Consider the following 26,281-nt stretch of genomic DNA (forward strand, 5'->3'; position numbering starts at 1 on the left):
AAGACTATTCCTCTAAATTATTATGAAAAAATATAGTAAGTTACTCTTTACAACCTTAGGTGCGGCTTTTGAGTATTATGATTTAGCAATATACTCAGTTTTTGCAGTAACTATTGGTCAGAAGTTCTTTAATGAATCTAGCAGTGTGAGTAGTACTTTATTAGTATTTTCAGTATTTATAGTAGGGTATTTGGTTAGACCATTAGGTGCATGGGGATTCGGGTATTTAGCAGATAAAAAAGGTAGGGCATTTATTTTAAGACTTAATATGTTCTTACTGTTTTTTTCAACACTTGCATTGGCTTTTTTACCAACTGTAGAGCATATAGGTATATTAGCAACTGTGCTTTTTGTAAGTTTGCGTTGTATCCAATCTTTAGCTATAGGTGCTGAGATTCCAGTTTCGGTCATTTATATAGTTGAAAATTATCCTAAAAGAAAAGGGCTAGTAACGAGTTTAGTATTTTGTTGCCTAAGTATAGGTATTATGATGACGTCATTAGTTTTATTTTTGTTGTATCATTATACCAGTGAGGCATTTATTGATAATTATGGCTGGCGAATAGGTTTCTTTTTAGGTGCAGTATTTACTTTTATACTATTCTTTTTAAGGCGAGGGATCGTAGATTTACCTCAAGTTATATTGGATGATGATTCTAAAAAATCTAGTTTTGGTGAACTAACTCAGAAAATAGCTATTGGAATAGCCCTAGTTGCCTGTATTGCAATGCTAACAACTCAGCTATATATGTTTTTACCAACATTTTATAAGCTTTATTTAAACTCTAAGTTTGATGTTTCAGGAGTATTGTTAAGCGGCTCTATAATTATGGCGATTAGTTGTGTGATTGGTGGCTATATAAGTGATTATGTTTGTAGGACTAAAATGTTTGTTTTACTCGTGCTTTTAAGTTTGGCTATTACACCATTGCTATATAAGAATATTTTTTTAGATAAAAACATATATTCTTGTTTTATTGTTATGTCTATAATTATGGGATTTTTTGCTTCAACTTATAATGTCTTGATACCTGAGTTATTTAGGTATGAGTATAAATGCCGTGGTTATGGTCTAGCTTACAACTTAGGTTATCTGGTGTTTTCATCAGGCGTTCCAGCACTGACTATTTACCTTATATCTATCACAAACAGCTTAATGATACCTGTATATATGGTTGTATTTGCTGGAGTTGTTTCTCTAGTTGGTGTTTTGATGTATGAGTATAGCCTTAGAAAGAAGGTCGTTATATAGTTAGTGCTTTTTCTATATTTAACAGAAAGATTTTTTTCTCAGTACCTCCTGTATAGCCACCAATTTTGCCATTAGAGTTTATCACTCGATGACAGGGGATTATTATTGGGAACAAATTTTTACCATTTGCATTTGCTACAGCTCTAAAAGCAGTTGGTTTACCGATATTCATAGCTTCATCTAAATAGCTAATAGTTTTACCGTAAGATATTTTTGATAGTTCTTGCCAACATTTTACTTGAAACTCTGTACCTGTGAATTTTAAGGGAATCGTAAATTTTTTAAGACTGCTATCAAAATAACTGTTTATCTCATGTTTGGTTAACTCAAGTATCTTATTTGATTGTAGTGAAAGTTTGCCATTGTAGTTATTAAGAAGATTTCTTATTATTTGAATAGAGCTTTCACTTATAAAGCTTGAATAATATAAAAGGTCATTATCAGCAATAGCTAGAATTGTGCCTATCGGAGTGGTTATTTCTTGAGCATAAAAAGTTTTAACTGAAGAAAATTTATTTACTTGAATCAAAGAAAGCAGGTGAGTTTTATTTAACATAGTGTAGGATATAGTTATATTATAATTTATATATTAACCTAAATGAAACAAGATAAAAATAAATACAAATTTTTACCAATTATAGTTCTACTGCTTGGGATTATTCTTTTTTTTAGTTTTGGTGGGCAAAACTATTTGTCATTAAATGCTCTTAAAGAAAATTATCAAAGTCTACTAACGTATACAGCTAATAATTTTTTATTAGCATCATTTATATTCTTAGTGGCTTATGTTTTAGTTGTAGCTTTTTCTATACCTGGTGCGACGGTTATGACTTTACTAGGTGGACTTTTGTTTGGTGCTTTATTTGGCTCAATATTAGTCGTGCTTTCAGCAACTCTTGGAGCTTGTTTAGTTTACTTTGCAGTTACAACAGCGTTTGGTGAGTCACTAAGGTCAAAAGCTGGTGGAAACATAGAAAAAATGCGAGCTGGATTTGAAAAAGATGCTTTTAATTACTTACTTGTTTTAAGATTGATACCTATATTCCCATTTTTTGTAATAAATATTGCAGCGGGCGTATTAGATATTAAGTTTAAAGATTTCTTTTGGGCAACACTTTTTGGGATTATTCCAGGAAGTGCAATATATGTGTGGGTTGGTACAAGTCTTGGTTTTGTGTTGAAGCAGGGCGGTGATATTAATTTAGGTATTATATTCGCACCACAATTTATATTACCAATAGTAGCACTTGCACTATTATCATTATTTCCAATTTTCATGAAGAAGTTTAAAAAGAAAGTTCAAAAGGCAGAGTTATGATAAAAACTGATATTTGTGTAATAGGAGCAGGTTCAGGAGGATTATCTGTTGCTGCAGGTGCTGTTCAAATGGGTGCAAAAGTTGTGCTATGTGAAGGCTCTAAAATGGGTGGCGATTGCTTAAACTATGGCTGTGTGCCTTCAAAAGCTATGATTGAAGCATCAAGAATTATTGCAAATACTCAAAAAGCGAAAAATCTAGGGATAGAGGTATTAGGTATAAATGCGGACTATAAAAAAGTTCAGCAACATGTAAAAAGTGTAATAGCAAAAATTGAACCACATGACTCAGTTGAGCGATTTGAAGGTTTGGGCGTTGAGGTTATTCAGGATTTTGGAGAGGTTGTTGATAGTCATACTGTGAAAGCAGGTGATAAGATTATCAAGGCAAAATATATCGTTATTGCAACAGGCTCGAGTGCAAGTATTCCACCTATCAATGGTTTAAATGAAGTTGAGTATCTGACTAATGAAACTATATTTGAAGTTGTTGATAAACCAAAGCGTTTACTTGTAATTGGCGGTGGTCCAATCGGTATAGAGCTTGCTCAAGCACATGTTCTTTTAGGTTGTGAAGTTACAGTCTTTGAAGTATCTGATAGTGTACTAACGATGGTTGAAAAAGATTGCAGAAAGATTGTTGTAGATGAACTAAAAAGTCAAGGTATTAAAATTATTACAAAAGCTGACATTGAGAAGGTTGTCACTGAAAATAATGAAAAAGTTATTTACTGTAATGGAGAGAGGTTTACTGGTTCAGATATACTCGTAGCTGCTGGACGGAAACCAAATCTTTCTAAATTAGGTCTTGATGATGCAAATATCAACTATACTCCAAAAGGAATCGTTGTTGATAATAGGTTACGCACAAATCATAAAAATATTTTTGCTATTGGTGATGTAACAGGAGGGTATCAGTTTACTCATGTAGCAGGGTATCAAGCAGGTATAGTTATTCAAAATATTTTATTTAAGCTTCCAGCAAAAGTTGGTTATACAAGCTTACCATGGTCAATATATACAACACCTGAGATAGCTCATGTCGGTATATCTATAGAGCAAGCAATTAAGCAAGGAGCTAAAATTCTAGAGATCTCTTACGCTGATAATGATAGAGCTCAAGCAGGGTTAGATACTAAAGGACTAGTTAAAGTTGCTGTTGATAAAAAGGGATATATATTGTCAGCTACTATCGTTGGTAAAAGCTCTAGTGAGCTAATAACTCAATGGACTATAGCTATTAAAAATAAGCTTAAAATAAAAGCTATGGCATCGCATATTGTTGCGTATCCAACACTTAGTGAGCTAAATAAACGAGTTGCAGGTAGTTATTTTACGCCAACACTTTATAGCCCTAAAGTAAAAAAAATTGTTAGATTTATGATGAAGGTTTTTGGTAAAAAAATATGTTAGAACAAAAGTTACGACCATTTTTTCAGACTAAATTTGTGGATTGTGTGGCAGTATTCTTAGCTGATAAGATTAAACCAAATACTGTCACAATTTTAGCAACTATTGTTGGTTTACTTTGTGCTATTAGTTTATTTGTTAATCCTTATTTATGTGTAGCGTTATTATTATTTTCAGGGTATCTCGATATACTTGATGGTTCACTTGCTCGGTTACAAAAAACTTCATCAAATTTTGGCACACTGTTAGATATATTCAGTGATAGGCTTGTAGAAGCTTTTATAATAATTGCGATTTTTATCAATCAACCAGATGTCTTGTGGGTTGGTTTAATGATGACTATGTCGATAGCTTTCTGTATGTATAGTTTTTTACTTGTAGGAATGTTTAGCGAAAACTCATCACAGAAGAGTTTCTATTATAGTCCTGGTTTTATTGAAAGAGCTGAAACATTTTTATTTTTTATCGTGATGATTTTATTACCATCTACAGTATTTTATTTAGGAATAATTTATACTATATTAGTTTCATGGACAACGCTATATCGTTGTTATGAATTTTATTTATATCAACAAAATAAGGAAAAATAATGAGAAATTTTGCAAATAAATCTTTTGTCGGTTTTATGAGTGGTTTAATTAGTGCAGGTGTTTTATTGTGTATATTCACATTAATTCGTGAACAAGCAATTACGCTAGATGATGGCTTTAAATATAACCTATATCGTTTAATGATATGGGGAGGTGTTTGGGCGATTCTTTTTGCGTTACCTTTATCAAAAAATATTTTAATCAAGAGTTCGATTATAGGCCTTGCTGTTATATTTTTTAACTTTATAGTGCTTATGCCGCTACAAGGTAAAGGGTTTTTTGCTTCTGAAGCAGGGTCTACAACTTTCATTATGAATATTGTATTTAACTATCTATGGGCACTATTTGCTGGTCTAATTTATATGAAAGTAGAAAAGTAAAAAAAATTCTTAATTTTCTAATTCGCTAAAATACTTATCAAACATGAAATGTGCTAAAATCTTAGCTAATATTTTAAATTTAAATACCATTACAAAATGCTTACATTTCAAGAAATTATTTTAAAGTTACATCACTACTGGTCATCGAAAGGTTGTGCAATAATACAGCCCCTAGATATGGAGGTTGGTGCGGGTACATTTCATCCAGCTACGACACTTAGAGCTATAGGTCCAGAGCCATGGACAGCTGCCTATGTCCAACCATCAAGAAGACCAACAGATGGTCGCTATGGTGAAAACCCAAATCGTACCCAACATTACTACCAATACCAAGTTGTGATGAAGCCCTCACCAGATAATATTCAAGAGCTTTATCTAGGTTCACTAAAAGAGCTTGGGATAGATACTTTAGAAAATGATATTCGTTTTGTTGAAGATAACTGGGAGTCACCAACATTAGGTGCTTGGGGTCTTGGCTGGGAAGTATGGTCAAATGGTATGGAAATTACACAATTTACATATTTTCAACAAGTTGGTGGACTTGAGTGTAAACCTGTAATGGGCGAGATTACATATGGTCTTGAGCGATTGGCTATGTATATTCAAAATGTTGATAGTATGTATGATTTACTTTGGGCAAACACTCAGAATGGGCCTTTATACTATCGCGATGTGTTTTTACAAAATGAAATAGAAATGTCTACCTATAACTTCGAAGAAGCAAATGTGGAAGAGCTTTTTAGACAGTTTGACTTGCTGGAAAAAGAAGGTTATAGATTGGTAGAGAAAAATCTACCACTACCGGCTTATGAGTTTGTACTAAAGGCATCTCACACATTTAACCTTCTTGATGCACGTCACGCGATCTCTGTAACAGAAAGACAAGGCTATATCCTTCGTGTAAGAAAGCTAGCACTACAGGTTGCACAAGAGTATTATAGTTCAAGAGAAAAACTGGGTTTTCCAGCTTTCAAAAAGTAGCCAACAATGAAATCTACCCTTCAAGTTTTAGATTTTTTTAAAATTCAAAGTACTAGTCATAAAGATACTTCTATTAACTCTCTATGTTTAGATAGTCGTAAATGTAATAAACAATCAGTTTTTATAGCTTTAAAAGGTCAAACTACAGATGGTAATAAATACATTAAGGATGTTTTAGCTAAAGGTGTGAAGCTTGTGTTGACTGATGATTCTAGTATAGATAATCAGCAAGATGTTTTTTATATAGATAACTTAAAGGACGAATTAGCTGATTTAGCTAAATGGTTTTATGATTATAGGAAGCCAGAGAATGTTATTGGAATTACAGGAACTAATGGTAAAACATCTATATCAAATTATGTAGCTCAGTTTTTTGATTTAAATAATCAGAAGGCTCTACTTCTTGGCACTAATGGAAATGGTATTTATCCAAGTTTAAAAGAAAGTACACATACAACTTTAGACATATTATCACTATATGGTGAACTATCAGATTATAAAGATTCTCAAAATTTAGTAATGGAAGTGTCATCCCATGCCTTAGATCAAAAGCGAACAAAAGGACTTGATTTTGATACCGCAGTATTTAGTAATTTAAGCCACGATCATCTTGATTATCACAAGACTATGGATAATTACTTTGTTGCTAAGGCGCAACTATTTCTGTTTGAAAGTCTAAAGAAAGTAGTTATAAATATAGATGATGATTATGGGCAGAAACTTTGTAAAATGTGTAACTGTGAGGTAATTACAGTCAGTTTGAAATCAAAGGAGGCTGATATTTATCTTGATGTTAAAAGTATTACAGATATGCAAACAAGTTTTGAGTTATATCTATCGCAAAAGAGTATGGGTTGTTTTACTACAACTTTATTGGGAGATTTTAACCTTACAAATTTAGTCTTGAGTATATCGGTATGTGATGGGCAAATCGCTAGAGATAGGTTGCTTAACAGCATATCACAGATTAAACCTGTAAAAGGGCGTATGGAGATAATAGAGCTTCCTAATAATGCAAAAATTGTAATTGATTATGCACATACACCGGATGCACTTGAAAAGGCATTACAGAGCCTAGAGATTTATTCACAAGCTAATTTTTGGTGTATATTTGGCTGTGGCGGTGATAGAGATAGCTCTAAGCGAGCAAAGATGGCTACTATAGTTGAAAAATATGCAGATAAAATAGTAATTACTGAAGATAATAATCGTTTTGAAGATGTTGAGAGTATTTTTGATGATATTAGAGAGGGTTTTTCTGATACTCATACTTTCATCAAGTCACGAGAAGGGGCTATAAAATATGCTATTGAAAATGCTGAACAAGGCGATATTATATTACTAGCAGGTAAAGGGCATGAGTGCTACTTGGATAAAAATGGAGTCAAAGAATTTTTTGATGAGAGAGAGGTTATTAAAAGAGCAATTTCATAAAAAAATAAAAGTTTAATTTTTGGTAAATATTATTTCATATCACGTTAATATTCGCGTATACTATGAAAGTGTAGGATCTGTAAATTCACAAATAATAAAAAGGTAAATAAAGATTGATGGACATAAGAAAAGCAACACCACAAGATCATGAAAAAATGAAATACGTTTGGTCAGAATGTATTTTGACTACTTGTTACTTTTTAACTACTAGAGAAATTAAAAAACTAGAAAAAGAGTTTGAAGAGAAATTTTTAAAAGACCCTAATATTAATTATTTCACTCAATGGTTAGGTGATGAGTTTGTTGGTTTTGCTTGTATTCGTGGTAAAGATATTCTTTTTACACCTATTAATCCTGTATATTTTGGAAAAAGATATGGTGAGCAAATGGTTGCATATATTCTAGAAAATTATGAGATTGAAAGAACTTATGTTTATTGTTCTGACATGCATTCATTAGCATTTTATTCAAATTTAGGGTTTGAAATTGAAGATAGAATTCCTGATATATTTTTTGGTAATCCTTATGAAATAAATCAATTAAGGTTAGGGGTTTCTCAGGAGGAGGCTCTAAGATTAGTGAAATCTAAAATACTTTCTTAATTAAGCAATAATAAAACCCATCACCTTTATCATTTTTTGGTAATATCTGATAACCGTAGTCTGTTTCATATTCTTTTAAGATATCTATTTTAATAATCTCAGCATTTGTATTTTTATCTAAAAATAATTGTATTTGTTCTTGATTTTCCTGTCTAAGGATTGAGCAGGTTATATATAGTAAGTAACCATTTTCAGTTAGGTTATTATCCCAAAGATTTTGAAGTATGTTTTGTTGTATCTCTTGAATATTTTTTACATCTTTAGAATTACGAAGCACTTTTATATCTGGGTTGCGACGAAGAGTTCCAATAGCTGAACATGGGGCATCAAGGATTATTTTGTTAAATCTGCCATTAAGTTTTTTAGTTAGATCATGCTTTAGCATTCTAACAGTATTATCGGCATTGACTCTATTAAGATTACTTTTTAATAGCTCCAATCTTTTATCGACAATATCTATCGCTGTGATTTTAGCTTTTGGATTAAGCTCAAGTATATGTGAAGTTTTACCACCTGGTGCAGCACAAGCATCAAGAATTATATCCTCATCTTGAGGATTGATAATTACACCAGCATATTGAGCAGATAAGTCTTGTACAGTGAAATAACCTTTGTTAAAAAGTTCGTTATGTTTTACATCTATAGCACTATTAAGTCTTAGAGAATTTTTTAGGCTTGTTTGAGAATATATTACCTTATTGTCATCAAGAAAGTTGATTACTTCTTGAAAATTCTTTGCTTGGTTTAAGCGAATAAACATATCAGCCTGATGATTTAGATTACCTGCTATTTCAACAAGTTTTTTAGGGCATTGTTGCTTTATAGTTTCTATTAGCCATTGCGGCAAATCAACTTTTGAGTATTTATTAAATTTAAGCTCAATAGCATCAATATTTCTTAGGATATTACGTAATACGCCATTAATGAGTTTTTTCGCCCAGGTAAGGTTTAAATCCTTGCAGGCATTGACGGATTCATTGATGCTTGCATAGTTTGGTTGATTAATCTTTAGAAGTTGTAATAGCCCAAGCATTAGAAGTAGCTTTACAGTTTTTTTTGTTTTAGAGTTCGTATATTCTGCGATGATTTGCTCTAAAGAATAGTAGTTCCTAAAAAACTCATAGCATAGTAATTTAGCAAAAGATTTATCTTCTGTAGATATTTCTAGTTTTGAGAGCTTATTATCAAGAGTTAGTAGAGAATATTTATTGTCGATTATATCTATTATCGACTTAGCGGCAATAGATCTAGTGTTCATTATTTCAGATGTTTAGCTAGAATTTTAGAAAGTTTTGGTTGGATTTTTTTATTAGCAGCAATCATTACAGTTGATTCTTCAAGTTTACTCGAACCTTTAATATCAGTTACTAATGCACCAGCTTCTTTAGCTATAACAAATCCTGCTGCAAGATCCCATATTCTTACTTGACCACATGCCCATAAACCATCAATATAGCCTGCTGAAAGGTAAGCTAAATCCATAGCGATACTACCAGAGTATCTATAGCCAGATATTTCCTGTTGTAGCATAACCATTTCAGCTATATAACTATCTTTGAAAATTTTGCGGGAGTACTTTAGTGAGGCAGAGATTAAAGTGTCTTTAAGGTCTTTAGCTTGAGAAACTCTTATTCTTTGGCCATTAAGCTGAGCACCTTCACCTTTGTATGCACTAAACATTAAGTCTAAAGAAGGATTATAAATAACCCCTAATACAAATTCATCGTCCTTTTTAAGTCCCACAGAAATACAGCAATTAGGTAAACCATGGACAAAATTATTAGTACCATCTATAGGGTCTATTATCCATGTAAAACGACTGTCTTTATTGCCAAATTCACCACTTTCTTCAGTAATGAAATAATCATCGTAGCCAGACTTTTTAATGTTTTCGACTAAAAAATTTTCAACAGCTACATCAACATTAGTTACAATAGAGCCATCTGATTTTTTTGAGATGTTTATAGAGCCAAGATCATTTTGAGCTTGAACAATCAATCTACCAGCTTTACGAGTGATAGTTGTAATTGCATTTAGAATAGGTTTCATAAGAATAGCATTTTTGAATTAATATTTTTAGATATGATACATTATTTCAAGTTAAATTAGGATAGTTAAGGCTTAAATAAACTTAGATAATAGCAGTAATTAGGTAAGTAATTGCTAGACCACCAAAAAATAGCCATGCAAATAAGATTAAAGCAAGCAATAATGGTTTGATACCTGCTTGAATAAATTTCGATACATGAGTTTCTAAACCTAAAGCTGTCATAGCCATTGCTAATAAGAATTGGTCAGCAAAACGAATATGATTAACAGTTGATACTGGTAAAAGATCTAACGAGTTAAAACCAGCTACTACAATAAAGCCAACAGCAAACCATGGAATGATCTTCATAAGAGATGGTTGCTCAACAGAAGTCGCAGTCTTATCTGTATTACTAATAGTGCTAGCAGCAGCTTTAGCAAGCCAGATACCTATAACAACAAGCATTGGAGCAAGCATCATTACTCTAATCATTTTAACAGTTACAGCAACTTCTTCAGCATGAGGGTTTATTGCACTACCAGCAGCTACAACCTGTGCTACTTCATGGATTGAACCACCCGAAAATATTCCGTACTGTATATCAGATAGATTTCCTAAAAGACCTGCTTTCATAAGGACAGGGTATACAAACATCGCAGTTGTACCAAATAATACAACAGTACCCACAGCCATTGCTGCTTTGTATGGTTCTGATTTAAGCGTACCTTCTGTAGCAAGTACAGCGGCAGCACCACATACAGCACTACCAGCAGATACAAGTATAGAACTGTCTCTATCAAGACCAAAAACCTTTGTGCCTAATACGATACCTAATATAAGCGTAGATACGAGCATTATTATTGAAACAGAAAGTCCAGCAAGACCTACTGAAGCTATAAGTTGAAATGTAAGGTTAAAACCATAAAATATAATTGCAAATCTAAGAATTTTCTTAGCACTAAAGACAATCCCAGCTTTCCATTGATGGATAATTTTGCTTAAAGGAGTATGAGTTAGAGCCATACCAAGTACTATACCTATAATTAGCGGACTGATTCCGAGACTTTTAATAGCAGGAATTTCAGCTATAAAATAAGATATACCTGCAAGTATTGCTACAAGAAGTACACCTAGTATCATATTTGGAGTAAAGAAGTTTTTCATCGTTTATTATTGATAGTGATTTAATTTGTGTCGTAGGATAACCTAATTTGTATATAAATAAAATTCAGAAAGATTTATATATGATATTAGATACTTTGATATAGGCTATGGGAAGAGTATGCTAGAGGCTTGATTCTTTATTTTCAGACTCTTTTGAGAAAATGACAGCTAAAATAATAAATACTAAGCAAATAAAATAAAATAGAACCACAGAGTTCATTACAGCAACTAAGCTTCCACTCTTTCTTAAAATGAATGCCCCAAGAGTTGTTGATAATGCTGTACCTGTTGTACCAAACAGCAATATAGTTGTGATTAGTGTAGGCGGAGGTGTTTTCATTTGGAATGTTCCATAAGCTAGTAGTCCAGCATATACATAGCAGTTAAATAAACCAAATATTGCAGCAGCACCTAAAGAGATATTTATACTTGATGCAAATATCATGAAATATAACAATACTGTTGATATTGCCATAAATACCGGTAGGATAGTTTTTAGAGGTATTTTTTTTGCGATAATAGGGCTTATAAATAAGCCAACACACTGAGCTGCCCAGAAGTATGCCAGAGGTCTACTTGAATCTACAGCACTCCAACCAAGAATCTTTTCATAGTATGCTGGGCCATACCCTACATAGGTTAACTGACCAAGTAAAAATAGAAATGCCGCAATTCCAATAAAGTATAGTGATTTATTCCAGGATTTTAAGCTTAAACTAGACTCGGATTTAAGAGTTTTATTTTTATCAAATATTGAGTAGTCAGAGATGATTACTAATACAAATATTGCAATGGCAGTAATTTGCAAAGTAAGATAGATCTGATACCACTCTAAGTTTTTAGTTATTAACCAAGAAGCGATAATAGGCGTTAGTACACCACCAAAACTAAAGAAAAAATCTGTAAATAAGATGTTTTTAGCTCGCACTTTATGATCATTGTACATATGCACAATCATATAACTACCCACAGCCATAAAGAAGCCACCACTTATGCCGGCAAACACTAGCATGAGTTTTAGTGTGCTTAAGGAAGGGAATATATTTGTATATATTGATGCTAATACACCTAAAGCAGAAGCTATTAATAGTATTTTTTTAATAGAAAATTTAGTCATCAAGTAACCAGTTACAAGTATTGCTAGCCACATAGATACATTCACGTAAGTAAATGCAAAACCGACAGCATCTATAGGGATGTTAAAATATTTGGATATTGGTAACATTACTGTCCCTGTTACGATAACAACTGTTGCAGTGAAAAAGTAACATAAGTAACATGTTAGAGTTATTAAGGTTTTGTTTTTTAGATTGATGAGGTTATTCATTACTGCTGAAAGATAGTCTAAATAGATATTGTATTTTACAGTCTATCATTAAAATAGCAATAGACATTTTTGGTTGTCTTGATTATTGCTTTCGATATTGATATTAATTACTCTTTAATAAAATCCAGTTCATTGATATGCTTAACAGCATTAAAAGTACTAAAGCTATATTTAGCAGTTCCATTTTTATAAAAGGGATCATTCTTTATAAAATCTTTTATCAGCTCAATATCTCCTGATGCAAGTATAATTCCACCAGTTTTATCAGCTTTAGGTCCAGATGCTATAAAAATTCCTTGGGTATAACCAGTATCAAGAAATTCACGATGAGCGGGACGTACACGAGCGACTTCTTCTTCACTCACCGTGTATTTTAAGTTTATAATATGAATATTCATTTTTTTCTCAGTTTTAGTAATAAAAAAAGCCACAGATAGTGGCTTTTAATGTTTCACCTTTATTTATAAGGTAAGTTAGATTTTTTTGAAAATTACAGAACCATTTGTACCACCAAACCCAAAAGAGTTATTTAGTACATAATCAATTTTCATTTTTTTAGCAGTATTTGCAGCATAATCTAAGTTACAGCCATCATCTAAGTTTTCTAAGTTGATAGTTGGAGGAGCAATTTGATCTCTGATAGATAGTACACTGAAAATAGATTCAATTGCACCAGCAGCACCAAGTAAGTGACCAGTCATAGATTTAGTAGAGCTCATTACAAGATCTTTTCTATACTGACCAATTACTTTTTCAACTACTTGACTCTCTTGAACATCTCCAAGAGGTGTAGATGTTCCATGAGCATTAACATAGTCAATTGCATCAGGATTTTTTGTAAGGCCAGCATCATCAATTGCATTTTGTACAGATCTTTCTTGACCAGCTGCATAAGGCATTGTCATATGATAACCATCAGCAGACATACCAAACCCAACTACTTCAGCGTATATTTTAGCACCACGAGCTTTAGCTTTCTCATACTCTTCTAGTACAAGAACACCAGCACCGTCACCTAATACAAAGCCATCTCTATCTTTATCCCATGGACGAGAAGCTCCTTTAGGATCATCATTACGAGTAGATAATGCACGAGCAGCAGCAAAACCACCTATACCAATAGCATTACTCGCTTTTTCTGAACCACCAGCTAACATAGCGTCAGCGTCACCATAAGCAATCATTCTAGCAGCCATACCTACGTTATGAGTACCTGTTGTACATGCTGTAACTATAGGTACATTAGGGCCACGTAAACCATGATTTATAGATATTACTCCTGAGAGAATATTTATGATTGATGATGGTATACAAAAAGGAGATATTTTTGATGGACCTTTGGCATCTATAGTAGCTTTTGTTGATTCTAAAGTCTCTATACCACCAATACCAGAGCTGACTGCAACACCAAAACGAAAAGCTTCTTCTTCGCTTAGGTTTTCAATTCCAGCATCCTTCATTGCTTCATTAGCTGCTACAATGCCGTAGTAGCAAAAAGGATCAACTCTTTTAGCATCCTTTTTACCCACCATTGCATTTACATCAAAATCTTTGACTCTTGCAGCGAATCGAACTTTGAATTCACTTATGTCTGGAGCAGCTGTATCAAAACCTGTGAGGGTTTCAACACCACTTTCACCAGCTAACACATTAGACCATGTGCTTGGTACATCGTGTCCTAATGGTGTTACCATACCTAAGCCAGTAACAACAACTCTACGATTAGATTTCATATCAAAATAACCTGTTTATTATATTTTGAGAAAAAACATGAATATTATTTAATATTCATGCAGCTAAGAGATTAATTTTGATTAGTTTACTTTAGAATCAATATAGTCGTAAACATCTTTTACAGTTTTGATTTTCTCAGCATCTTCATCAGGGATTTCAGTATCGAATTCTTCTTCAAGAGCCATTACTAGCTCAACTGTATCTAAAGAGTCAGCACCTAAGTCATCAATAAAAGAAGCTTCTGGTTTAAGATCTTCTTCTTTAACACCTAATTGTTCAACAATGATAGAGTTTACTTTTGAATATACTTCATTTGCGCTCATTTTTTTTTCCTTTTTATTTGTTTTGAAAATTTAATTATTAATAGTTCAACAGCAATAATATTATTTTTTATCGCTTTTTGCAATATTTTTGCAAAAAATTAAGCCATATACATGCCACCATTAACATGAATTGTTTGGCCAGTTATGTATCTTGCACCGTCAGAAGCTAGGAAAGCTACAGCTTCAGCTATATCTTTAGGCTCTCCCATTTGACCTGACGGTATTTTTGTAGATATAAATGATTTCTGTTCATCAGTAAGCTTATCAGTCATATCTGTTGCTATAAAACCAGGAGCTACTACATTTACAGTTATACCGCGAGTAGATGTTTCATAAGCCAGAGATTTAGAAAAGCCTATCACACCAGCTTTGGCAGCACAGTAATTCGCTTGTCCAGGATTACCTGCCGAAGCTACTACTGATCCAATAGAGATAATTCTACCCCATCTTTTTTTCATCATACCACGGATACATTCTTTTGAGATTTTGAAGATAGAGCTTAGGTTAGTGTTGATTACAGCATTCCACTCATCATCTGACATTCTCATCATTAAGTTATCACGAGTGATGCCTGCATTATTTACTAAAATGTCTATAGCTAATTTTTCAGATTTAAGTTCTGAGAAAAGGTTTTTAATGCTTTCAGCATCTGAAATATTTAAAATCATTCCTTTTGCTTTGAAACCTTTTTCAGCCATATTTTGTTCAAATTTTTCAGCAGAAGCTTGAGAGGTAGCTGTGCCTATAACAAAAGCACCTTTCTCAGCCATTGTAAGAGCTACTTGGTTACCTATACCACGACTTGCGCCAGTTATTAAAACCGTTTTTTCATTTAAAGACATGTTATTTCCTTTTTTTGCATTAAATTTTTTCTAAACTTTCAATAGAGTTTGTATCTTTTAAGGTTAAACTTTTATCAATTCTTTTCATGAGACCACAAAGTACTTTGTTTGGGCCACATTCAATAATTTCTGATACACCTAGTTTAACTAATTCTTCAACTGATTGAGTCCAAAGGACAGGTTTATAAAGTTGTTTAACTGTAGCTTGCTTGATTTCTGCTAGGTCACTATGAGACTTAGCATCAAAGTTTTGTACAATGGCAGTATTCGGAGTGTTGAAGTTTACGCTATTAAATTCAGCTTCAAATTTCGTTGCGGCATTTTTCATTAAAGAGCAGTGAGAAGGCACGCTTACAGCCAGTATTTGTGCGCGTTTTGCACCTTTTGTCTTTGCTATAGTATTGGCTTTCTCGACAGCAATTTTTTCACCTGAAATAACTACTTGACCAGTTGAGTTAAAGTTCGCAGCTTCAACGATACCTACATCAGAAGCTTCTTTACAGCTAGTAACAACATCTTCATTAGACAAGCCTAATACTGCACTCATAGCACATTCTTTGTCTGTTACAGCACTTTGCATTAATTTACCCCTAGTAGATACTAGTTGTAGAGCATCTTTATAAGAGATGCAATCTGCTGCTAAAAGAGCTGTGTACTCACCAAGACTATGTCCAGCTAAAAAAGAAATTTCTAAATCTGGTTTTTGCTCTTTTAATACTTTAAAAATAGCATAGCTAGTTGCTAGAAGTGCAGGTTGTGTATATTCAGTCTTGTTAAGCTTTTCTTCATTGTTTTGAATTATATCCCATAAGTCATAACCTAAATGTTGTTTGGCTTCATCAACAGTGTTTTTAAATGTTTCAAAATTATTATAATAATCTTGTAGCATTCCAAACTTTTGAGAACCTTGACCAGGAAATACAACAGCTATCTTATTTGACATGATTTTCTCCTATTTAATTATAAACAAAAAATTTAAATTACATTTTAGCGATAAAGCCGCCCCAAACGAATCCTGAACCAAATGCTTCTGAGATAATTGTCTCACCAGCTTTAATGGAGTTGTTTTTTACAGCATGGTCTAGAGCTAGGGGTATAGATGCTGCAGAAGTATTACCATGATCTTGAAGCGTAGTAATAACTTTCGACATTGGCATATTTATTTTTTTAGCTGTAGAGTTTAGAATTCGATAATTTGCTTGATGTGGCACTAACCAATCAATATCTGCTGCGGTAATACCCGCATCAGTTATAAGTTGTTCAGCTAAAGATGAAAGTCGAGAAACTGCAAATTTAAACACTTTGTTGCCTTCCATAATTAAATGAGCATTTATGTCTACTGTGTCACCACGATTTACTGGTAGGTTGTTTGGTACATTTAACATATCTATGCATGAACCATCTGTAAATAAAAGTGAGGATAAAATCTTTTTCTCTTCACTCTGGGAGACTACAACAGCACCAGCACCATCACCAAAAAGCACACAAGTTCCTCTATCGTTCCAGTCTAGAACACGAGTCATTTTTTCTGCACCAATTACTAGGATATTTTTGCAGGTTTGAGTTTCAATATATTGCTTTGCCATATCTAAAGCATAGACAAAACCACTACAAGCTGCAGATACATCAAAACACCTTACATTATAGCCTTCTATTTGTAGTTCATTTTGAACTGTTGCCGCTGTAGACGGCATTATATAGTCTGGGGTGCTAGTAGCTACAATGATAGCGTCAATCTGTTGAGCATCAATTTGAGCAGATTCCAAAGCTTTTTTTGCAGCTTGAGTCGCCATGAATGTGGTCGTTTCAGTCTCATTGGCGCAGTGACGTCTTTCAATACCGACACGTTGCTTGATCCACTCATCAGAAGTGTCTACAAATTTGCTTATATCATCATTAGTTAATATTTTTTCTGGTAGGTAGCTTCCTGTACCTAATATTTGTGCAAACATTTATTATTACCTAAGTTGATTTAATAATAGTAAAGTATTACCCGTGAGAAGCTTTAGCAACTCACTAAATATTAGGTATTGTATCATGGATGGAAAAATTAAAGAACTTTTTCTATGGATTCTTGGATAGTTTTAGGGATGTTATGCTTGACTTCTTTTACAGCCTCAAAAATGGCAGTTTCAAAAGCATTAGAGCTTGCACTACCGTGACTTTTAACTACTATACCAGTTAGTCCTAGTAGAGATGCACCATTAAAGCTATCTAGGTTCATACTCTTTTTCATTCTTTTGAAAATTGGTAGAGCCATTATTGTAGGAAGTTTCATTAACCAAGACCCTTCTGTTACAGACTTCTTTATAAGAGCTTCAATTAAGCGAAGTGTGCCTTCCATTGTTTTTAAAGAAACATTTCCAACAAAACCATCACAAACAACAACATCTGTAGCGTCATCAAAGATGTGTTTGCCTTCGACATAGCCTTTATAGTTTATGAAGTCACAGTTTTGAAGTAACTTAGATGCGTTTTTTATATTATCTAAGCCTTTCATTTCCTCTTCACCAATGTTTAGAAGAGAAACTCTTGGTTCAGCAATTCCTTTTGAACTAGCAGCTAATATTGAACCCATGATTGCAAATTGGAATAGTTGTTCAGAAGAACAAACAACATTGGCTCCCAAATCAAGCATATACGTTTTGCTGAGGGTTTTTGTCTCTCTATTAAATGCAGGTAGTGCGTATACAATGGCAGGACGGTCTACACCATTAACTGTTTTTAGCACAAACTTAGATGTTGCCATCAGTGCGCCGGTGTTACCAGCACTCACACAAGCGTCAACAGAATTATCTTTGACAAGATTTATTGCGACACGCATTGATGAATCTTTTTTCTTTCTGACAGCATCAGCTGGAGATTCATCCATAGCAACTGTTTCACTCGCGTGATGAATAGCTATTTTTTGTAAAACAGGAAGTTTAATCTTTTTAACTTTTGAATATCTGTCTAAAGCTCTTTTAACTTTATGATGATCTCCAACAAGAACTATCTGTAAGTTTGAATCTTTCTTTACAGCTTCAAGAGCTGCGGGGATGGTAGTGTTAAGACCGTGATCTCCGCCCATCGCATCTATAGATATTTTATAACTCATTTTAGATAATATTTCCTAATAGATTAAATGTTGAAAAAATACGCACATTCACGAGTGTATTCTTAATATTGGTATTAGTCTTCAGATTTTGTTTCAACTACTTTTTTGCCTTTATAAAAGCCATTTGGTGAAACATGGTGTCTAAGATGAAGTTCGCCAGTTGCTTTATCAGTAGATAAAGTTGCGCTTGTTAAAGCATCATGTGATCTTCTCATATCTCTTTTTGATCTGCTAGATCTTACTTTTTGTACAGCCATTTTAAATAAACCTCCGGTAGAAATTTTGTTTATTATTTATATTATTAGTGTTTACAAATATGTTACTTCAATGATTTTAGAATTTCAAAAGGATTCTTTTTTTCTTGTGTAACATTTTCTTGGTCGCTATAGTATGAATGTTTTTTTGAACTTTTACAAGTACTACCTGCTTTTTTTGGTACTAAGGGTAAATCTAGGAGTATCTCTTCTTTGATGATGTCACGCAAGTCGATGTTTGCATCTTCGCAGATGAAAGGCTCATGTTGGCTATCATTTGCTAAGCGATCATCTTCTACTAGTATAATGGTATTTGCTGCGTTAAATGGTTGCTCAAACACCTCAAGAGTGTTTTGACATATCAAGCGGAGACTAGCCGAAATGTCGTATTTTATGCAAGTTTTATTTTTTTCTTCAAAAAATGAGAAATTGCATTTGAATGAGTGAGGAGAGTTTTCCATTACTTCACAAAAGGATTTTGGTTTATCTATGATAACCGTATAACCTATAAGTTCCCTTTTTTGCTTGGTATATCCTACATGGTTTATTAGGTAATGATTTTTCATTTTGTGGTTTAATATATTTATGAGGTTTAATTATGAATATTGTAGCGTGATTTGTTGTTTTATTAAAGTTGCTGGGGTATCATTTGTGTGAGTTTCGTTTACTAAAGTTAAATAATCATTATTTAAAAGGATCAGAACTATAATGTCTCTTACAATCTCTCAAGAATTTTCGAATGCGATTAGATTTTTATCTATAGATGCTACGCTAAAGGCAAAGTCTGGACATCCTGGCATGCCAATGGGTATGGCGGATATCGCAACAGTTTTATGGACTAAGTTTTTAAAGCATAACCCTAAAAATCCAAACTGGATAAACCGTGATAGGTTTGTTGTATCTAATGGGCATGGTTCAATGTTGCTTTATTCTTTACTTCATCTTAGTGGTTATGATGTGTCTATTGATGATATTAAAGATTTTCGTCAATTACATTCAAAAACCCCAGGACATCCTGAGTATGGCTATACTCCAGGAGTTGAAACTACAACAGGCCCTCTAGGTCAAGGTATTGCAAATGCTGTAGGTATGGCATTAGGTGAAAAGCTCTTGTCTGATAGATATAACTCGGAAGATAAAAAAGTAATTGACCATCATACTTATGTGTTTTTGGGTGATGGTTGCCTTATGGAAGGTGTTTCTCATGAGGCTTGCTCATTAGCTGGGACTTTGGGGTTAGGTAAGTTGATTGCTTTTTGGGATGACAATAATATCTCTATAGATGGAGATACGAAAGGTTGGTTTACTGATAACACTGTTGAAAGATTTAAGTCTTACGGTTGGAATGTTATTGAAGCTGTTGATGGTCACGATATGAATGAGATCGAACAAGCAGTAGTTAAGGCTCAATCTGAGACAAATAAGCCAACGCTGATTTGCTGTAAAACAGTTATAGGGTTTGGTTCACCTGAAAAAGCAGGCACAGCAGCAGCTCATGGCTCGCCACTGTCCGCTGAAGAAAGAGCCTCAGCTGCTAAAAAATTGGCTTGGGAATATGATTCTTTTGAGGTTCCACAAAGAGTTTATAAGTTTTGGGATGCTAAGGAAAAGGGTGTCGCTTTAGAAACTAATTGGAATAAGCTTTGGGAATCAGCGAAGTCTTTACCAAAATATCAAGAGCTTGAACGAGTACTTGCAAAAGAACTTCCTAGTATGCTTGATTCAGAAATAAGTAAATATATTCAAGATCAAATTGAGAACCCTTCAAAAGTGGCAACTCGTAAAGCATCGCAAATGGCTCTAGAAGTGTTGTGCCAGAATATGCCTGAAATGTTTGGTGGTTCGGCAGATCTTACTGGTTCAAACAACACTAACTGGTCGGGATCTGTTTGGTTGAACAATACGGATGAAGGCGCTAACTATCTATCCTATGGTGTTAGAGAGTTTGGTATGGCTGCTATTATGAATGGTTTAAGCTTGTATGGTGGATTAAAGCCTTATGGTGGTACATTCCTGGTGTTTAGTGATTATTCAAGAAATGCTATTAGAATGTCAGCATTAATGAAACAACCTGTAGTACATGTGATGAGCCACGATTCTATTGGTCTTGGTGAAGATGGACCTACGCATCAACCTGTTGAGCATGTGCCAAGCTTACGATTAATTCCTAATTTAAATGTATGGCGTCCGGCGGACGCTGTGGAAACTATGGTTGCATGGCAAGAAGCTATTAAATCAAGTGATACTCCCTCTGTAATGGTGCTTACACGACAAGGTCTTACTCCGTGTGTTGATAGTCTAGAGAAGGCTGCTAATGTTGCTAAAGGTGGGTATTTGGTTAGTGAACATAAAGATGCTAAAATTACATTAGTAGCTACAGGTTCAGAAGTTGAGCTTGCTGTAACTACTGCTAAAGAATATGCGCAAAAAGGTGTGGATATAAATGTTGTCTCTATTCCGTGTGTAGAAGAGTTTGAAAAGCAATCGCAAGATTATAAAGATAAAGTGATCAGGCAAGATATACCTGCAATTTTTGTTGAGTTGGCACAAGGAGATATGTGGTATAAACATATGCCAAAAGCAGGTGGCGAGGTGAAAGGAATGACTACATTTGGTGAGTCAGCTCCTATAAATGATTTAATGAAATATTTTGGTTTCACAGTTGAAGATTTGAGCAAAATTGTTGCGAAATATCTTTAAGAATATATAAACAGGAGAATAAAATGAAAGTAGCAATAAATGGTTTTGGTAGAATTGGTAGATTGGCTTTCCGTCAAATGTTTGGTAAAGCTGGTATTGAAGTGGTAGCTATTAATGATCTTACGGATCCTAAAATGTTAGCGCACCTATTAAAGTATGATACTGCTCAAGGTAGATATGCTAAAGCAAATACTGTAAAAGCTGGTGAAAGCTCAATCACTGTTGATGGCAAAGAAGTTAAAATTTATGCACAAGCAGACGCTTCAAAACTACCTTGGGGCGATTTAGGTGTTGATGTGGTTGTTGAGTGTACTGGTTTTTATGTGTCAAAAGCTAAATCTCAGGCTCATATAGATGCAGGTGCTAAAAAAGTAGTAATTTCTGCACCAGCTGGAAATGACCTTCCAACTGTAGTTTATGGTGTAAATGAAAATGTTATATCTGCTGATGATAAAATTATCTCAGCGGCATCTTGTACTACAAACTGTCTTGCTCCTATGGCTAAAGCATTACATGATTTGGCTGGTATAGAGAAAGGTTTTATGACTACAATTCATGCTTACACAGGTGACCAAAACACTCTTGACGGACCTCATGCTAAAGGTGACTTGCGTCGTGCTCGTGCTGCTGCTGCAAATATTGTACCAAACTCAACTGGTGCAGCTAAAGCTATTGGTCTAGTAATTCCAGATCTTGCAGGTAAATTAGATGGTGCTGCTCAAAGAGTTCCTGTACCAACTGGTTCATTAACTGAACTTGTAGCTGTTGTAAATGATAAAGTTTCAGCTGACAGTGTAAATGCTGCGATGAAAGCCGCAGCTACGCCATCATTTGGCTATACTGAAGAGGAATTGGTGTCTAGTGATGTTATCGGTATTGAAGAGGGTTCATTATTTGATGCTACACAAACTAAAGTAACAGACCTTGGTGACAAATCAATGGTTAAAGTTGTATCTTGGTACGATAATGAGATGTCTTACACTAACCAAATGGTAAGAGTTGTAGAGCATTTTGCAAAATTATAGTTAGAGGATTTAAATGAGTTTCTTAAACTTAAAAGATGTTGATTTAAAAAATAAAAAAGTAGTTGTACGTGTTGATTTTAATGTACCAATTAAAAATGGTGAAGTTACAAGTAAAGTAAGGATTGAAGCGGCAGTTCCAACTATTTCTTATATTCTTGAGCAAGGTGGGGCAGTTATACTATTATCTCACCTTGGTCGTCCTACAGAGGGTGAATATGATCCTCAATTTTCATTAGAACCAGTTGCTAAAGCCTTAGCTAAGATGATTGATAAACCTGTTAAGTTTGAAAAAAATTGGCTTAATGGTGTTGAAGCTAAAGCTGGCGATATTGTTATGTGTGATAATGTACGGTTTAATGTTGGTGAAAAGAAATCTGACAAAAACTTATCTAAAAAAATAGCTGGTTTAGGTGATGTATTCGTTATGGATGCATTTGCTACAGCTCATCGTGCTCAGGCTTCAACTTATGGTGTTGCAAAATACATTGGTGTCGCTTGTGCAGGACTTTTACTTTCTAAGGAAATACAAGCTTTAGAAAAAGCATTGAAAGAACCAAAAAAACCGATGGCAGCAATAGTAGGTGGCTCTAAAGTATCTACTAAACTATCTGTACTTCATAATCTACTAGATAAAGTAGAAATCTTAATAGTTGGTGGAGGTATTGCAAACACATTTATTAAAGCTAAAGGCTATAGTGTGGGTATATCTTTGTACGAACAGGATTTGGTGGCAGAAGCTCAAGATATAATGATAAAGGCTAAAGAGAAGGGTGTACAAATACCTACTCCTGTGGATGTGCGTGTTGCTAAAGAGTTTAGTGAAGATGCTGAAGCTGTTATAAAAGATGTTGATAATGTTGCTGATGATGAGATGATTATGGATATAGGTCCTAAGTCTGAAAAAAATCTTTCTAAACTACTTAAGTCTTCAAACACAATTCTTTGGAATGGTCCGTTGGGGGTGTTTGAATTTAATAGCTTTGGAGAGGGTACAAAAGCTTTGTCACTAGCTATAGCAGAATCTGATGGTTTCTCAGTTGCTGGTGGTGGAGATACTATAGCTGCAATTGAAAAATATAATATTCAAGATAAGGTATCTTATATTTCTACTGCGGGCGGAGCATTCTTAGAGTTTCTTGAAGGTAAAAAATTACCTGCAGTTGAAATTTTGAGAGAAAAGGCTCAATCGTAAGTTATATTAAAATATAAGCTAAGGAAACAAAATGAAAAGAACTAAAATATTAGCGACTTTAGGACCTGCAAGTGAGTCTAAAGAAGTCCTAACCGCGATGATAAAAGCGGGTGTAAATGCGGTGAGATGTAACTTCTCACATGGTTCGCCTGAAGATCATCGTAAAAGAGTTGATTTGATTCGTAGTATCGCTAAAGAACAAGATACCTATGTCGGTATCTTGGCTGATTTACAAGGTCCAAAGATTAGGCTTTCAAAGTTTAAGAATGGTTCAGAAATGCTTAAAAAAGGTCAAAAGTTTGTTCTTGATTCTGACTTGGGTGTAGAAGATGGTAATGATAAAGCTGTTGGTATTGACTACAAAGAGCTTATTCAAGATGTTAAGAAAGGCGATATACTTTTAGTTGATGATGGCAAAATTGTATTAGAGGTTGATTCTGTAAAAGGAAACAAAGCTACTACTAACGTTTTGGTTGGAGGTAAGGTTTCTAATAACAAGGGCATCAATAAAAAAGGTGGTGGTTTAACAGCTCCAGCTTTGACCGAAAAAGATATCGAGGACATCAAAACGGCTGCAATGTTACAAGTTGATTTCTTAGCAGTTTCATTTGTGCGTGACGGCAAAGACATGGACTACGCTCGTAAACTGGTTAATGAAGCTGGTTGGAAACCTGCTATGGTTGCTAAAATTGAAAGAGCAGAAGCTGTACTTAAAGAAAATTTAAAAGCTATTGTTGATGCTTCAGATATGGTAATGGTTGCTCGTGGTGATTTAGCTGTAGAGATAGGTGATGAAAATGTGCCAGCTGCTCAAAAACTAATAATTACAACTGCTCGACAAAATGAGAAAGGTTCCATTACGGCTACTCAAATGATGGAGTCTATGATAGATAACTCGTCTCCAACTCGTGCAGAAGCATCTGATGTTGCAAATGCTGTGTTTGATGGTACTGATGCTGTAATGTTATCGGCGGAGACTGCTGTGGGTAGTTACCCTGTAGAAACTATTGAAGCAATGTCGCGCATATGTGACTCCGCTGAGCATAGTAAGTATAGCCATATGGTTAAAAAACCAAAAATTGCTGACTGTAGCCGAGTAGATCAGGCTGTATCTGTAGCAGCTGTTAAAATAGCGAATGAGATTAATGCTAAAGGACTTATAGTTCTTACAGAAGGTGGTAATACTTCTCGCTGGATGTCTCGTATAAATACATCTTTACCAATATATGCATTATCTCGTAATGCTACAACTTTAGGTGCTATGACATTGTTTAGAGGTGTTGTGCCAATACATTTTGATTCTACTAGAATGTCTAAATTATATGTAAACAGATCTGCTTGTATGGAGTTAGAAACTAGGAACTATGCAAAAGATGGTGATATTTTCGTGTTAACAAGTGGTGATAGTATGGGTGTTCATGGTAGTTCAAACAAGATTAAAGTAATAATTGCAGGTCAAGTAAGGTAAAAGGAGAAATATAATGGCTTTAGTTTCATTAAGACAACTATTAGATCATGCTGCTGAGCATGGTTATGGTATTCCAGCTTTCAATGTAAATAATTTGGAACAGGTTAGAGCAGTAATGGAAGCTGCTGATAAGGTAAATTCACCAGTTATTCTGCAAGGTTCTGCTGGTGCAAGAAAATATGCAGGAGCGCCATTTATTCGTCATTTGGTATTAGCTGCAATTGAAGAGTATCCTCATCTACCTGTGTGTATGCACCAAGATCATGGTACATCTCCAGCGGTTTGTCAAAGATCTATCCAATTAGGTTTTTCATCTGTAATGATGGATGGCTCATTAATGTCTGATGGTAAAACTCCAGCTAGCTATGAGTATAATGTAGATGTTACTAAAACTGTAACAGATATGGCTCATGCTTGTGGTGTGTCTGTTGAAGGTGAGTTAGGTTGTTTAGGTTCATTAGAGACTGGGCAAGCTGGTGAAGAAGATGGTGTAGGTGCTGAAGGCACTTTGTCTATGGATCAAATGCTTACAGATCCTGAAGAGGCAGCTGACTTTGTTAAGAAAACTAAAGTAGATGCTCTTGCAATTGCGATTGGTACATCACATGGGGCTTATAAGTTTACTAAGCCACCTACAGGTGATATTTTATCTATAAGTAGAGTAAAAGAGATTCACGCTAGAATTCCTAACACTCATCTTGTAATGCATGGCTCTTCTTCTGTACCACAAGATTGGTTGGAAGTGATCAATAATTATGGTGGTGCTATGGGTGAAACTTATGGTGTTCCTGTAAGTGAAATCGTAGAAGCTATTAAGTATGGCGTGCGTAAAGTAAATATTGATACAGATCTTCGTATGGCGGCAACTGGTGCAATAAGAAGGTTTATGGCAGAAAATCCTGCAGAATTCGATCCTCGTAAATATAATGCAGTAGCTAAAAAAGCTATGTCTGAAATCTGTGCTGCTCGCTATGAAGCATTTGGATCAGCTGGTCAAGCTAGCAAAATAAATGCTACATCATTAGAGACTATGTTTGGTCTTTATGAAAAAGGTGAACTTGACCCTGTAGTTAAATAATCAATCTATAAAATTCTTCTAATTTTTCTCTAAAAAAATCTATCTTTGCAGGAATTGCTGAAAATAATAAAAGACTATTGAT

Annotated in this window: 27 protein-coding genes; 13 read left to right on the plus strand and 14 right to left on the minus strand. The window is 34.2% G+C overall.

What is annotated here, in order from left to right:
- Positions 1-22 precede the first annotated feature (22 nt).
- Positions 23-1,252, plus strand: a complete 1,230-nt coding sequence (locus FLM55_RS07815; protein ID WP_178948757.1) for an MFS transporter — start codon at positions 23-25, stop codon at positions 1,250-1,252.
- On the opposite strand, the gene FLM55_RS07820 is transcribed toward FLM55_RS07815, so the two are convergent.
- Positions 1,245-1,808 (minus strand): methylated-DNA--[protein]-cysteine S-methyltransferase, encoded by a 564-nt coding sequence (locus FLM55_RS07820; protein WP_178948758.1) that lies wholly within the window; start codon positions 1,806-1,808, stop codon positions 1,245-1,247. The two genes, FLM55_RS07815 and FLM55_RS07820, sit on opposite strands and share 8 nt — an antisense overlap.
- A gap of 42 nt (positions 1,809-1,850) precedes the next feature.
- Between FLM55_RS07820 and FLM55_RS07825 the strand changes: the two genes are divergently transcribed.
- From FLM55_RS07825 to FLM55_RS07855, 7 genes are all read left to right on the plus strand, one after another.
- Entirely contained in the window at positions 1,851-2,570 is a 720-nt protein-coding gene (locus FLM55_RS07825; RefSeq protein ID WP_178948759.1) for a TVP38/TMEM64 family protein, read from the plus strand.
- Positions 2,567-3,982, plus strand: a complete 1,416-nt coding sequence (locus FLM55_RS07830) for an NAD(P)/FAD-dependent oxidoreductase (RefSeq protein WP_178948760.1) — start codon at positions 2,567-2,569, stop codon at positions 3,980-3,982. The genes FLM55_RS07825 and FLM55_RS07830 overlap by 4 nt, the downstream gene beginning before the upstream one ends.
- Positions 3,976-4,569: a CDP-alcohol phosphatidyltransferase family protein gene (locus tag FLM55_RS07835; protein ID WP_178948761.1), complete on the plus strand. Its 594-nt coding sequence runs from the start codon at positions 3,976-3,978 to the stop codon at positions 4,567-4,569. Before FLM55_RS07830 ends, FLM55_RS07835 begins: the two co-directional genes overlap by 7 nt.
- Positions 4,569-4,949 carry a membrane lipoprotein gene (locus FLM55_RS07840; protein ID WP_178948762.1) on the plus strand — a complete coding sequence of 127 codons (381 nt, stop codon included), beginning with the start codon at positions 4,569-4,571 and terminating at the stop codon, positions 4,947-4,949. The genes FLM55_RS07835 and FLM55_RS07840 overlap by 1 nt, the downstream gene beginning before the upstream one ends.
- 96 nt (positions 4,950-5,045) lie before the next feature.
- Positions 5,046-5,930 (plus strand): glycine--tRNA ligase subunit alpha, encoded by an 885-nt coding sequence (gene glyQ / locus FLM55_RS07845; RefSeq protein ID WP_178948763.1) that lies wholly within the window; start codon positions 5,046-5,048, stop codon positions 5,928-5,930.
- Positions 5,931-5,936: 6 nt separating this feature from the next.
- On the plus strand, positions 5,937-7,364 hold the full coding sequence (locus tag FLM55_RS07850; protein WP_178948764.1) for a UDP-N-acetylmuramoyl-L-alanyl-D-glutamate--2,6-diaminopimelate ligase: 1,428 nt from the start codon (positions 5,937-5,939) through the stop codon (positions 7,362-7,364).
- A gap of 116 nt (positions 7,365-7,480) precedes the next feature.
- Positions 7,481-7,966, plus strand: coding sequence for a GNAT family N-acetyltransferase (locus FLM55_RS07855; RefSeq protein ID WP_112870478.1), 486 nt, complete (start codon positions 7,481-7,483; stop codon positions 7,964-7,966).
- On the opposite strand, the gene rsmB is transcribed toward FLM55_RS07855, so the two are convergent.
- The 13 genes from rsmB to FLM55_RS07920 all read right to left on the minus strand — a co-directional run bounded on the left by rsmB (position 7,950) and on the right by FLM55_RS07920 (position 19,302).
- Positions 7,950-9,224: a 16S rRNA (cytosine(967)-C(5))-methyltransferase RsmB gene (rsmB, locus tag FLM55_RS07860; protein WP_178948765.1), complete on the minus strand. Its 1,275-nt coding sequence runs from the start codon at positions 9,222-9,224 to the stop codon at positions 7,950-7,952. The genes FLM55_RS07855 and rsmB overlap by 17 nt on opposite strands.
- Positions 9,224-10,015: an inositol monophosphatase family protein gene (locus tag FLM55_RS07865; RefSeq protein ID WP_112870476.1), complete on the minus strand. Its 792-nt coding sequence runs from the start codon at positions 10,013-10,015 to the stop codon at positions 9,224-9,226. The genes rsmB and FLM55_RS07865 overlap by 1 nt, the downstream gene beginning before the upstream one ends.
- 82 nt (positions 10,016-10,097) lie before the next feature.
- The gene (locus FLM55_RS07870) at positions 10,098-11,159 is read right to left on the minus strand and encodes a YeiH family protein (RefSeq protein ID WP_178948766.1); all 1,062 of its coding nucleotides are present in this window, start codon (positions 11,157-11,159) and stop codon (positions 10,098-10,100) included.
- Positions 11,160-11,280: 121 nt separating this feature from the next.
- On the minus strand, positions 11,281-12,486 hold the full coding sequence (gene tsgA, locus FLM55_RS07875; RefSeq protein WP_178948767.1) for an MFS transporter TsgA: 1,206 nt from the start codon (positions 12,484-12,486) through the stop codon (positions 11,281-11,283).
- Between the two features lie 107 nt (positions 12,487-12,593).
- Positions 12,594-12,884 (minus strand): YciI family protein, encoded by a 291-nt coding sequence (locus FLM55_RS07880; RefSeq protein WP_112870928.1) that lies wholly within the window; start codon positions 12,882-12,884, stop codon positions 12,594-12,596.
- Between the two features lie 75 nt (positions 12,885-12,959).
- The gene (gene fabF / locus FLM55_RS07885) at positions 12,960-14,219 is read right to left on the minus strand and encodes a beta-ketoacyl-ACP synthase II (RefSeq protein WP_112870473.1); all 1,260 of its coding nucleotides are present in this window, start codon (positions 14,217-14,219) and stop codon (positions 12,960-12,962) included.
- A gap of 81 nt (positions 14,220-14,300) precedes the next feature.
- The gene (gene acpP / locus FLM55_RS07890; RefSeq protein WP_112870472.1) at positions 14,301-14,543 is read right to left on the minus strand and encodes an acyl carrier protein; all 243 of its coding nucleotides are present in this window, start codon (positions 14,541-14,543) and stop codon (positions 14,301-14,303) included.
- A gap of 98 nt (positions 14,544-14,641) precedes the next feature.
- Positions 14,642-15,385: a 3-oxoacyl-ACP reductase FabG gene (gene fabG / locus FLM55_RS07895; protein ID WP_178948768.1), complete on the minus strand. Its 744-nt coding sequence runs from the start codon at positions 15,383-15,385 to the stop codon at positions 14,642-14,644.
- A 19-nt stretch (positions 15,386-15,404) separates the two neighbouring features.
- Complete coding sequence (gene fabD, locus FLM55_RS07900; RefSeq protein WP_178948769.1) at positions 15,405-16,328, minus strand: ACP S-malonyltransferase; 924 nt, start codon at positions 16,326-16,328, stop codon at positions 15,405-15,407.
- Between the two features lie 37 nt (positions 16,329-16,365).
- Positions 16,366-17,337 (minus strand): beta-ketoacyl-ACP synthase III, encoded by a 972-nt coding sequence (locus FLM55_RS07905; RefSeq protein WP_178948770.1) that lies wholly within the window; start codon positions 17,335-17,337, stop codon positions 16,366-16,368.
- Between the two features lie 98 nt (positions 17,338-17,435).
- Positions 17,436-18,482, minus strand: a complete 1,047-nt coding sequence (gene plsX, locus FLM55_RS07910) for a phosphate acyltransferase PlsX (RefSeq protein ID WP_112870468.1) — start codon at positions 18,480-18,482, stop codon at positions 17,436-17,438.
- 74 nt (positions 18,483-18,556) lie between these two features.
- Positions 18,557-18,739, minus strand: coding sequence for a 50S ribosomal protein L32 (gene rpmF / locus FLM55_RS07915; protein ID WP_112870467.1), 183 nt, complete (start codon positions 18,737-18,739; stop codon positions 18,557-18,559).
- Between the two features lie 62 nt (positions 18,740-18,801).
- A complete protein-coding gene (locus FLM55_RS07920) occupies positions 18,802-19,302 on the minus strand; it encodes a DUF177 domain-containing protein (protein ID WP_112870466.1) in 501 nt (166 codons plus the stop codon).
- Between the two features lie 142 nt (positions 19,303-19,444).
- Between FLM55_RS07920 and tkt the strand changes: the two genes are divergently transcribed.
- From tkt to fba, 5 genes are read left to right on the plus strand one after another with little or no spacing between them, the layout of a single operon-like run.
- Entirely contained in the window at positions 19,445-21,436 is a 1,992-nt protein-coding gene (gene tkt, locus FLM55_RS07925) for a transketolase (protein ID WP_178948771.1), read from the plus strand.
- 23 nt (positions 21,437-21,459) lie between these two features.
- Positions 21,460-22,461: a type I glyceraldehyde-3-phosphate dehydrogenase gene (gene gap, locus FLM55_RS07930; protein WP_178948772.1), complete on the plus strand. Its 1,002-nt coding sequence runs from the start codon at positions 21,460-21,462 to the stop codon at positions 22,459-22,461.
- Between the two features lie 13 nt (positions 22,462-22,474).
- Positions 22,475-23,653 (plus strand): phosphoglycerate kinase, encoded by a 1,179-nt coding sequence (locus FLM55_RS07935; protein WP_178948773.1) that lies wholly within the window; start codon positions 22,475-22,477, stop codon positions 23,651-23,653.
- Between the two features lie 31 nt (positions 23,654-23,684).
- Positions 23,685-25,121: a pyruvate kinase gene (gene pyk / locus FLM55_RS07940; protein WP_178948774.1), complete on the plus strand. Its 1,437-nt coding sequence runs from the start codon at positions 23,685-23,687 to the stop codon at positions 25,119-25,121.
- 13 nt (positions 25,122-25,134) lie between these two features.
- The gene (gene fba, locus FLM55_RS07945; RefSeq protein WP_178948775.1) at positions 25,135-26,199 is read left to right on the plus strand and encodes a class II fructose-bisphosphate aldolase; all 1,065 of its coding nucleotides are present in this window, start codon (positions 25,135-25,137) and stop codon (positions 26,197-26,199) included.
- Positions 26,200-26,281: the final 82 nt, after the last annotated feature.

Source organism: Francisella sp. Scap27, assembly GCF_013394105.1.
GTDB classification, from domain to species: domain Bacteria; phylum Pseudomonadota; class Gammaproteobacteria; order Francisellales; family Francisellaceae; genus Francisella; species Francisella adeliensis.

Bases quoted from the DNA above. Each gene is read 5' to 3' on its own strand.
- tsgA (WP_178948767.1), bottom strand. From the start codon at position 12,486: ATGAATAACCTCATCAATCTAAAAAACAAAACCTTAATAACTCTAACA.
- fabD (WP_178948769.1), bottom strand. From the start codon at position 16,328: ATGTCAAATAAGATAGCTGTTGTATTTCCTGGTCAAGGTTCTCAAAAG.
- pyk (WP_178948774.1), top strand. From the start codon at position 23,685: ATGAAAAGAACTAAAATATTAGCGACTTTAGGACCTGCAAGTGAGTCT.
- FLM55_RS07920 (WP_112870466.1), bottom strand. From the start codon at position 19,302: ATGAAAAATCATTACCTAATAAACCATGTAGGATATACCAAGCAAAAA.
- fabG (WP_178948768.1), bottom strand. From the start codon at position 15,385: ATGTCTTTAAATGAAAAAACGGTTTTAATAACTGGCGCAAGTCGTGGT.
- FLM55_RS07855 (WP_112870478.1), top strand. From the start codon at position 7,481: ATGGACATAAGAAAAGCAACACCACAAGATCATGAAAAAATGAAATAC.
- fba (WP_178948775.1), top strand. From the start codon at position 25,135: ATGGCTTTAGTTTCATTAAGACAACTATTAGATCATGCTGCTGAGCAT.
- FLM55_RS07820 (WP_178948758.1), bottom strand. From the start codon at position 1,808: ATGTTAAATAAAACTCACCTGCTTTCTTTGATTCAAGTAAATAAATTT.
- FLM55_RS07830 (WP_178948760.1), top strand. From the start codon at position 2,567: ATGATAAAAACTGATATTTGTGTAATAGGAGCAGGTTCAGGAGGATTA.
- FLM55_RS07870 (WP_178948766.1), bottom strand. From the start codon at position 11,159: ATGAAAAACTTCTTTACTCCAAATATGATACTAGGTGTACTTCTTGTA.
- rsmB (WP_178948765.1), bottom strand. From the start codon at position 9,224: ATGAACACTAGATCTATTGCCGCTAAGTCGATAATAGATATAATCGAC.
- FLM55_RS07840 (WP_178948762.1), top strand. From the start codon at position 4,569: ATGAGAAATTTTGCAAATAAATCTTTTGTCGGTTTTATGAGTGGTTTA.
- plsX (WP_112870468.1), bottom strand. From the start codon at position 18,482: ATGAGTTATAAAATATCTATAGATGCGATGGGCGGAGATCACGGTCTT.
- FLM55_RS07880 (WP_112870928.1), bottom strand. From the start codon at position 12,884: ATGAATATTCATATTATAAACTTAAAATACACGGTGAGTGAAGAAGAA.
- glyQ (WP_178948763.1), top strand. From the start codon at position 5,046: ATGCTTACATTTCAAGAAATTATTTTAAAGTTACATCACTACTGGTCA.
- acpP (WP_112870472.1), bottom strand. From the start codon at position 14,543: ATGAGCGCAAATGAAGTATATTCAAAAGTAAACTCTATCATTGTTGAA.
- tkt (WP_178948771.1), top strand. From the start codon at position 19,445: ATGTCTCTTACAATCTCTCAAGAATTTTCGAATGCGATTAGATTTTTA.
- FLM55_RS07905 (WP_178948770.1), bottom strand. From the start codon at position 17,337: ATGTTTGCACAAATATTAGGTACAGGAAGCTACCTACCAGAAAAAATA.
- fabF (WP_112870473.1), bottom strand. From the start codon at position 14,219: ATGAAATCTAATCGTAGAGTTGTTGTTACTGGCTTAGGTATGGTAACA.
- FLM55_RS07835 (WP_178948761.1), top strand. From the start codon at position 3,976: ATGTTAGAACAAAAGTTACGACCATTTTTTCAGACTAAATTTGTGGAT.
- gap (WP_178948772.1), top strand. From the start codon at position 21,460: ATGAAAGTAGCAATAAATGGTTTTGGTAGAATTGGTAGATTGGCTTTC.
- FLM55_RS07825 (WP_178948759.1), top strand. From the start codon at position 1,851: ATGAAACAAGATAAAAATAAATACAAATTTTTACCAATTATAGTTCTA.
- FLM55_RS07935 (WP_178948773.1), top strand. From the start codon at position 22,475: ATGAGTTTCTTAAACTTAAAAGATGTTGATTTAAAAAATAAAAAAGTA.
- rpmF (WP_112870467.1), bottom strand. From the start codon at position 18,739: ATGGCTGTACAAAAAGTAAGATCTAGCAGATCAAAAAGAGATATGAGA.
- FLM55_RS07850 (WP_178948764.1), top strand. From the start codon at position 5,937: ATGAAATCTACCCTTCAAGTTTTAGATTTTTTTAAAATTCAAAGTACT.
- FLM55_RS07815 (WP_178948757.1), top strand. From the start codon at position 23: ATGAAAAAATATAGTAAGTTACTCTTTACAACCTTAGGTGCGGCTTTT.
- FLM55_RS07865 (WP_112870476.1), bottom strand. From the start codon at position 10,015: ATGAAACCTATTCTAAATGCAATTACAACTATCACTCGTAAAGCTGGT.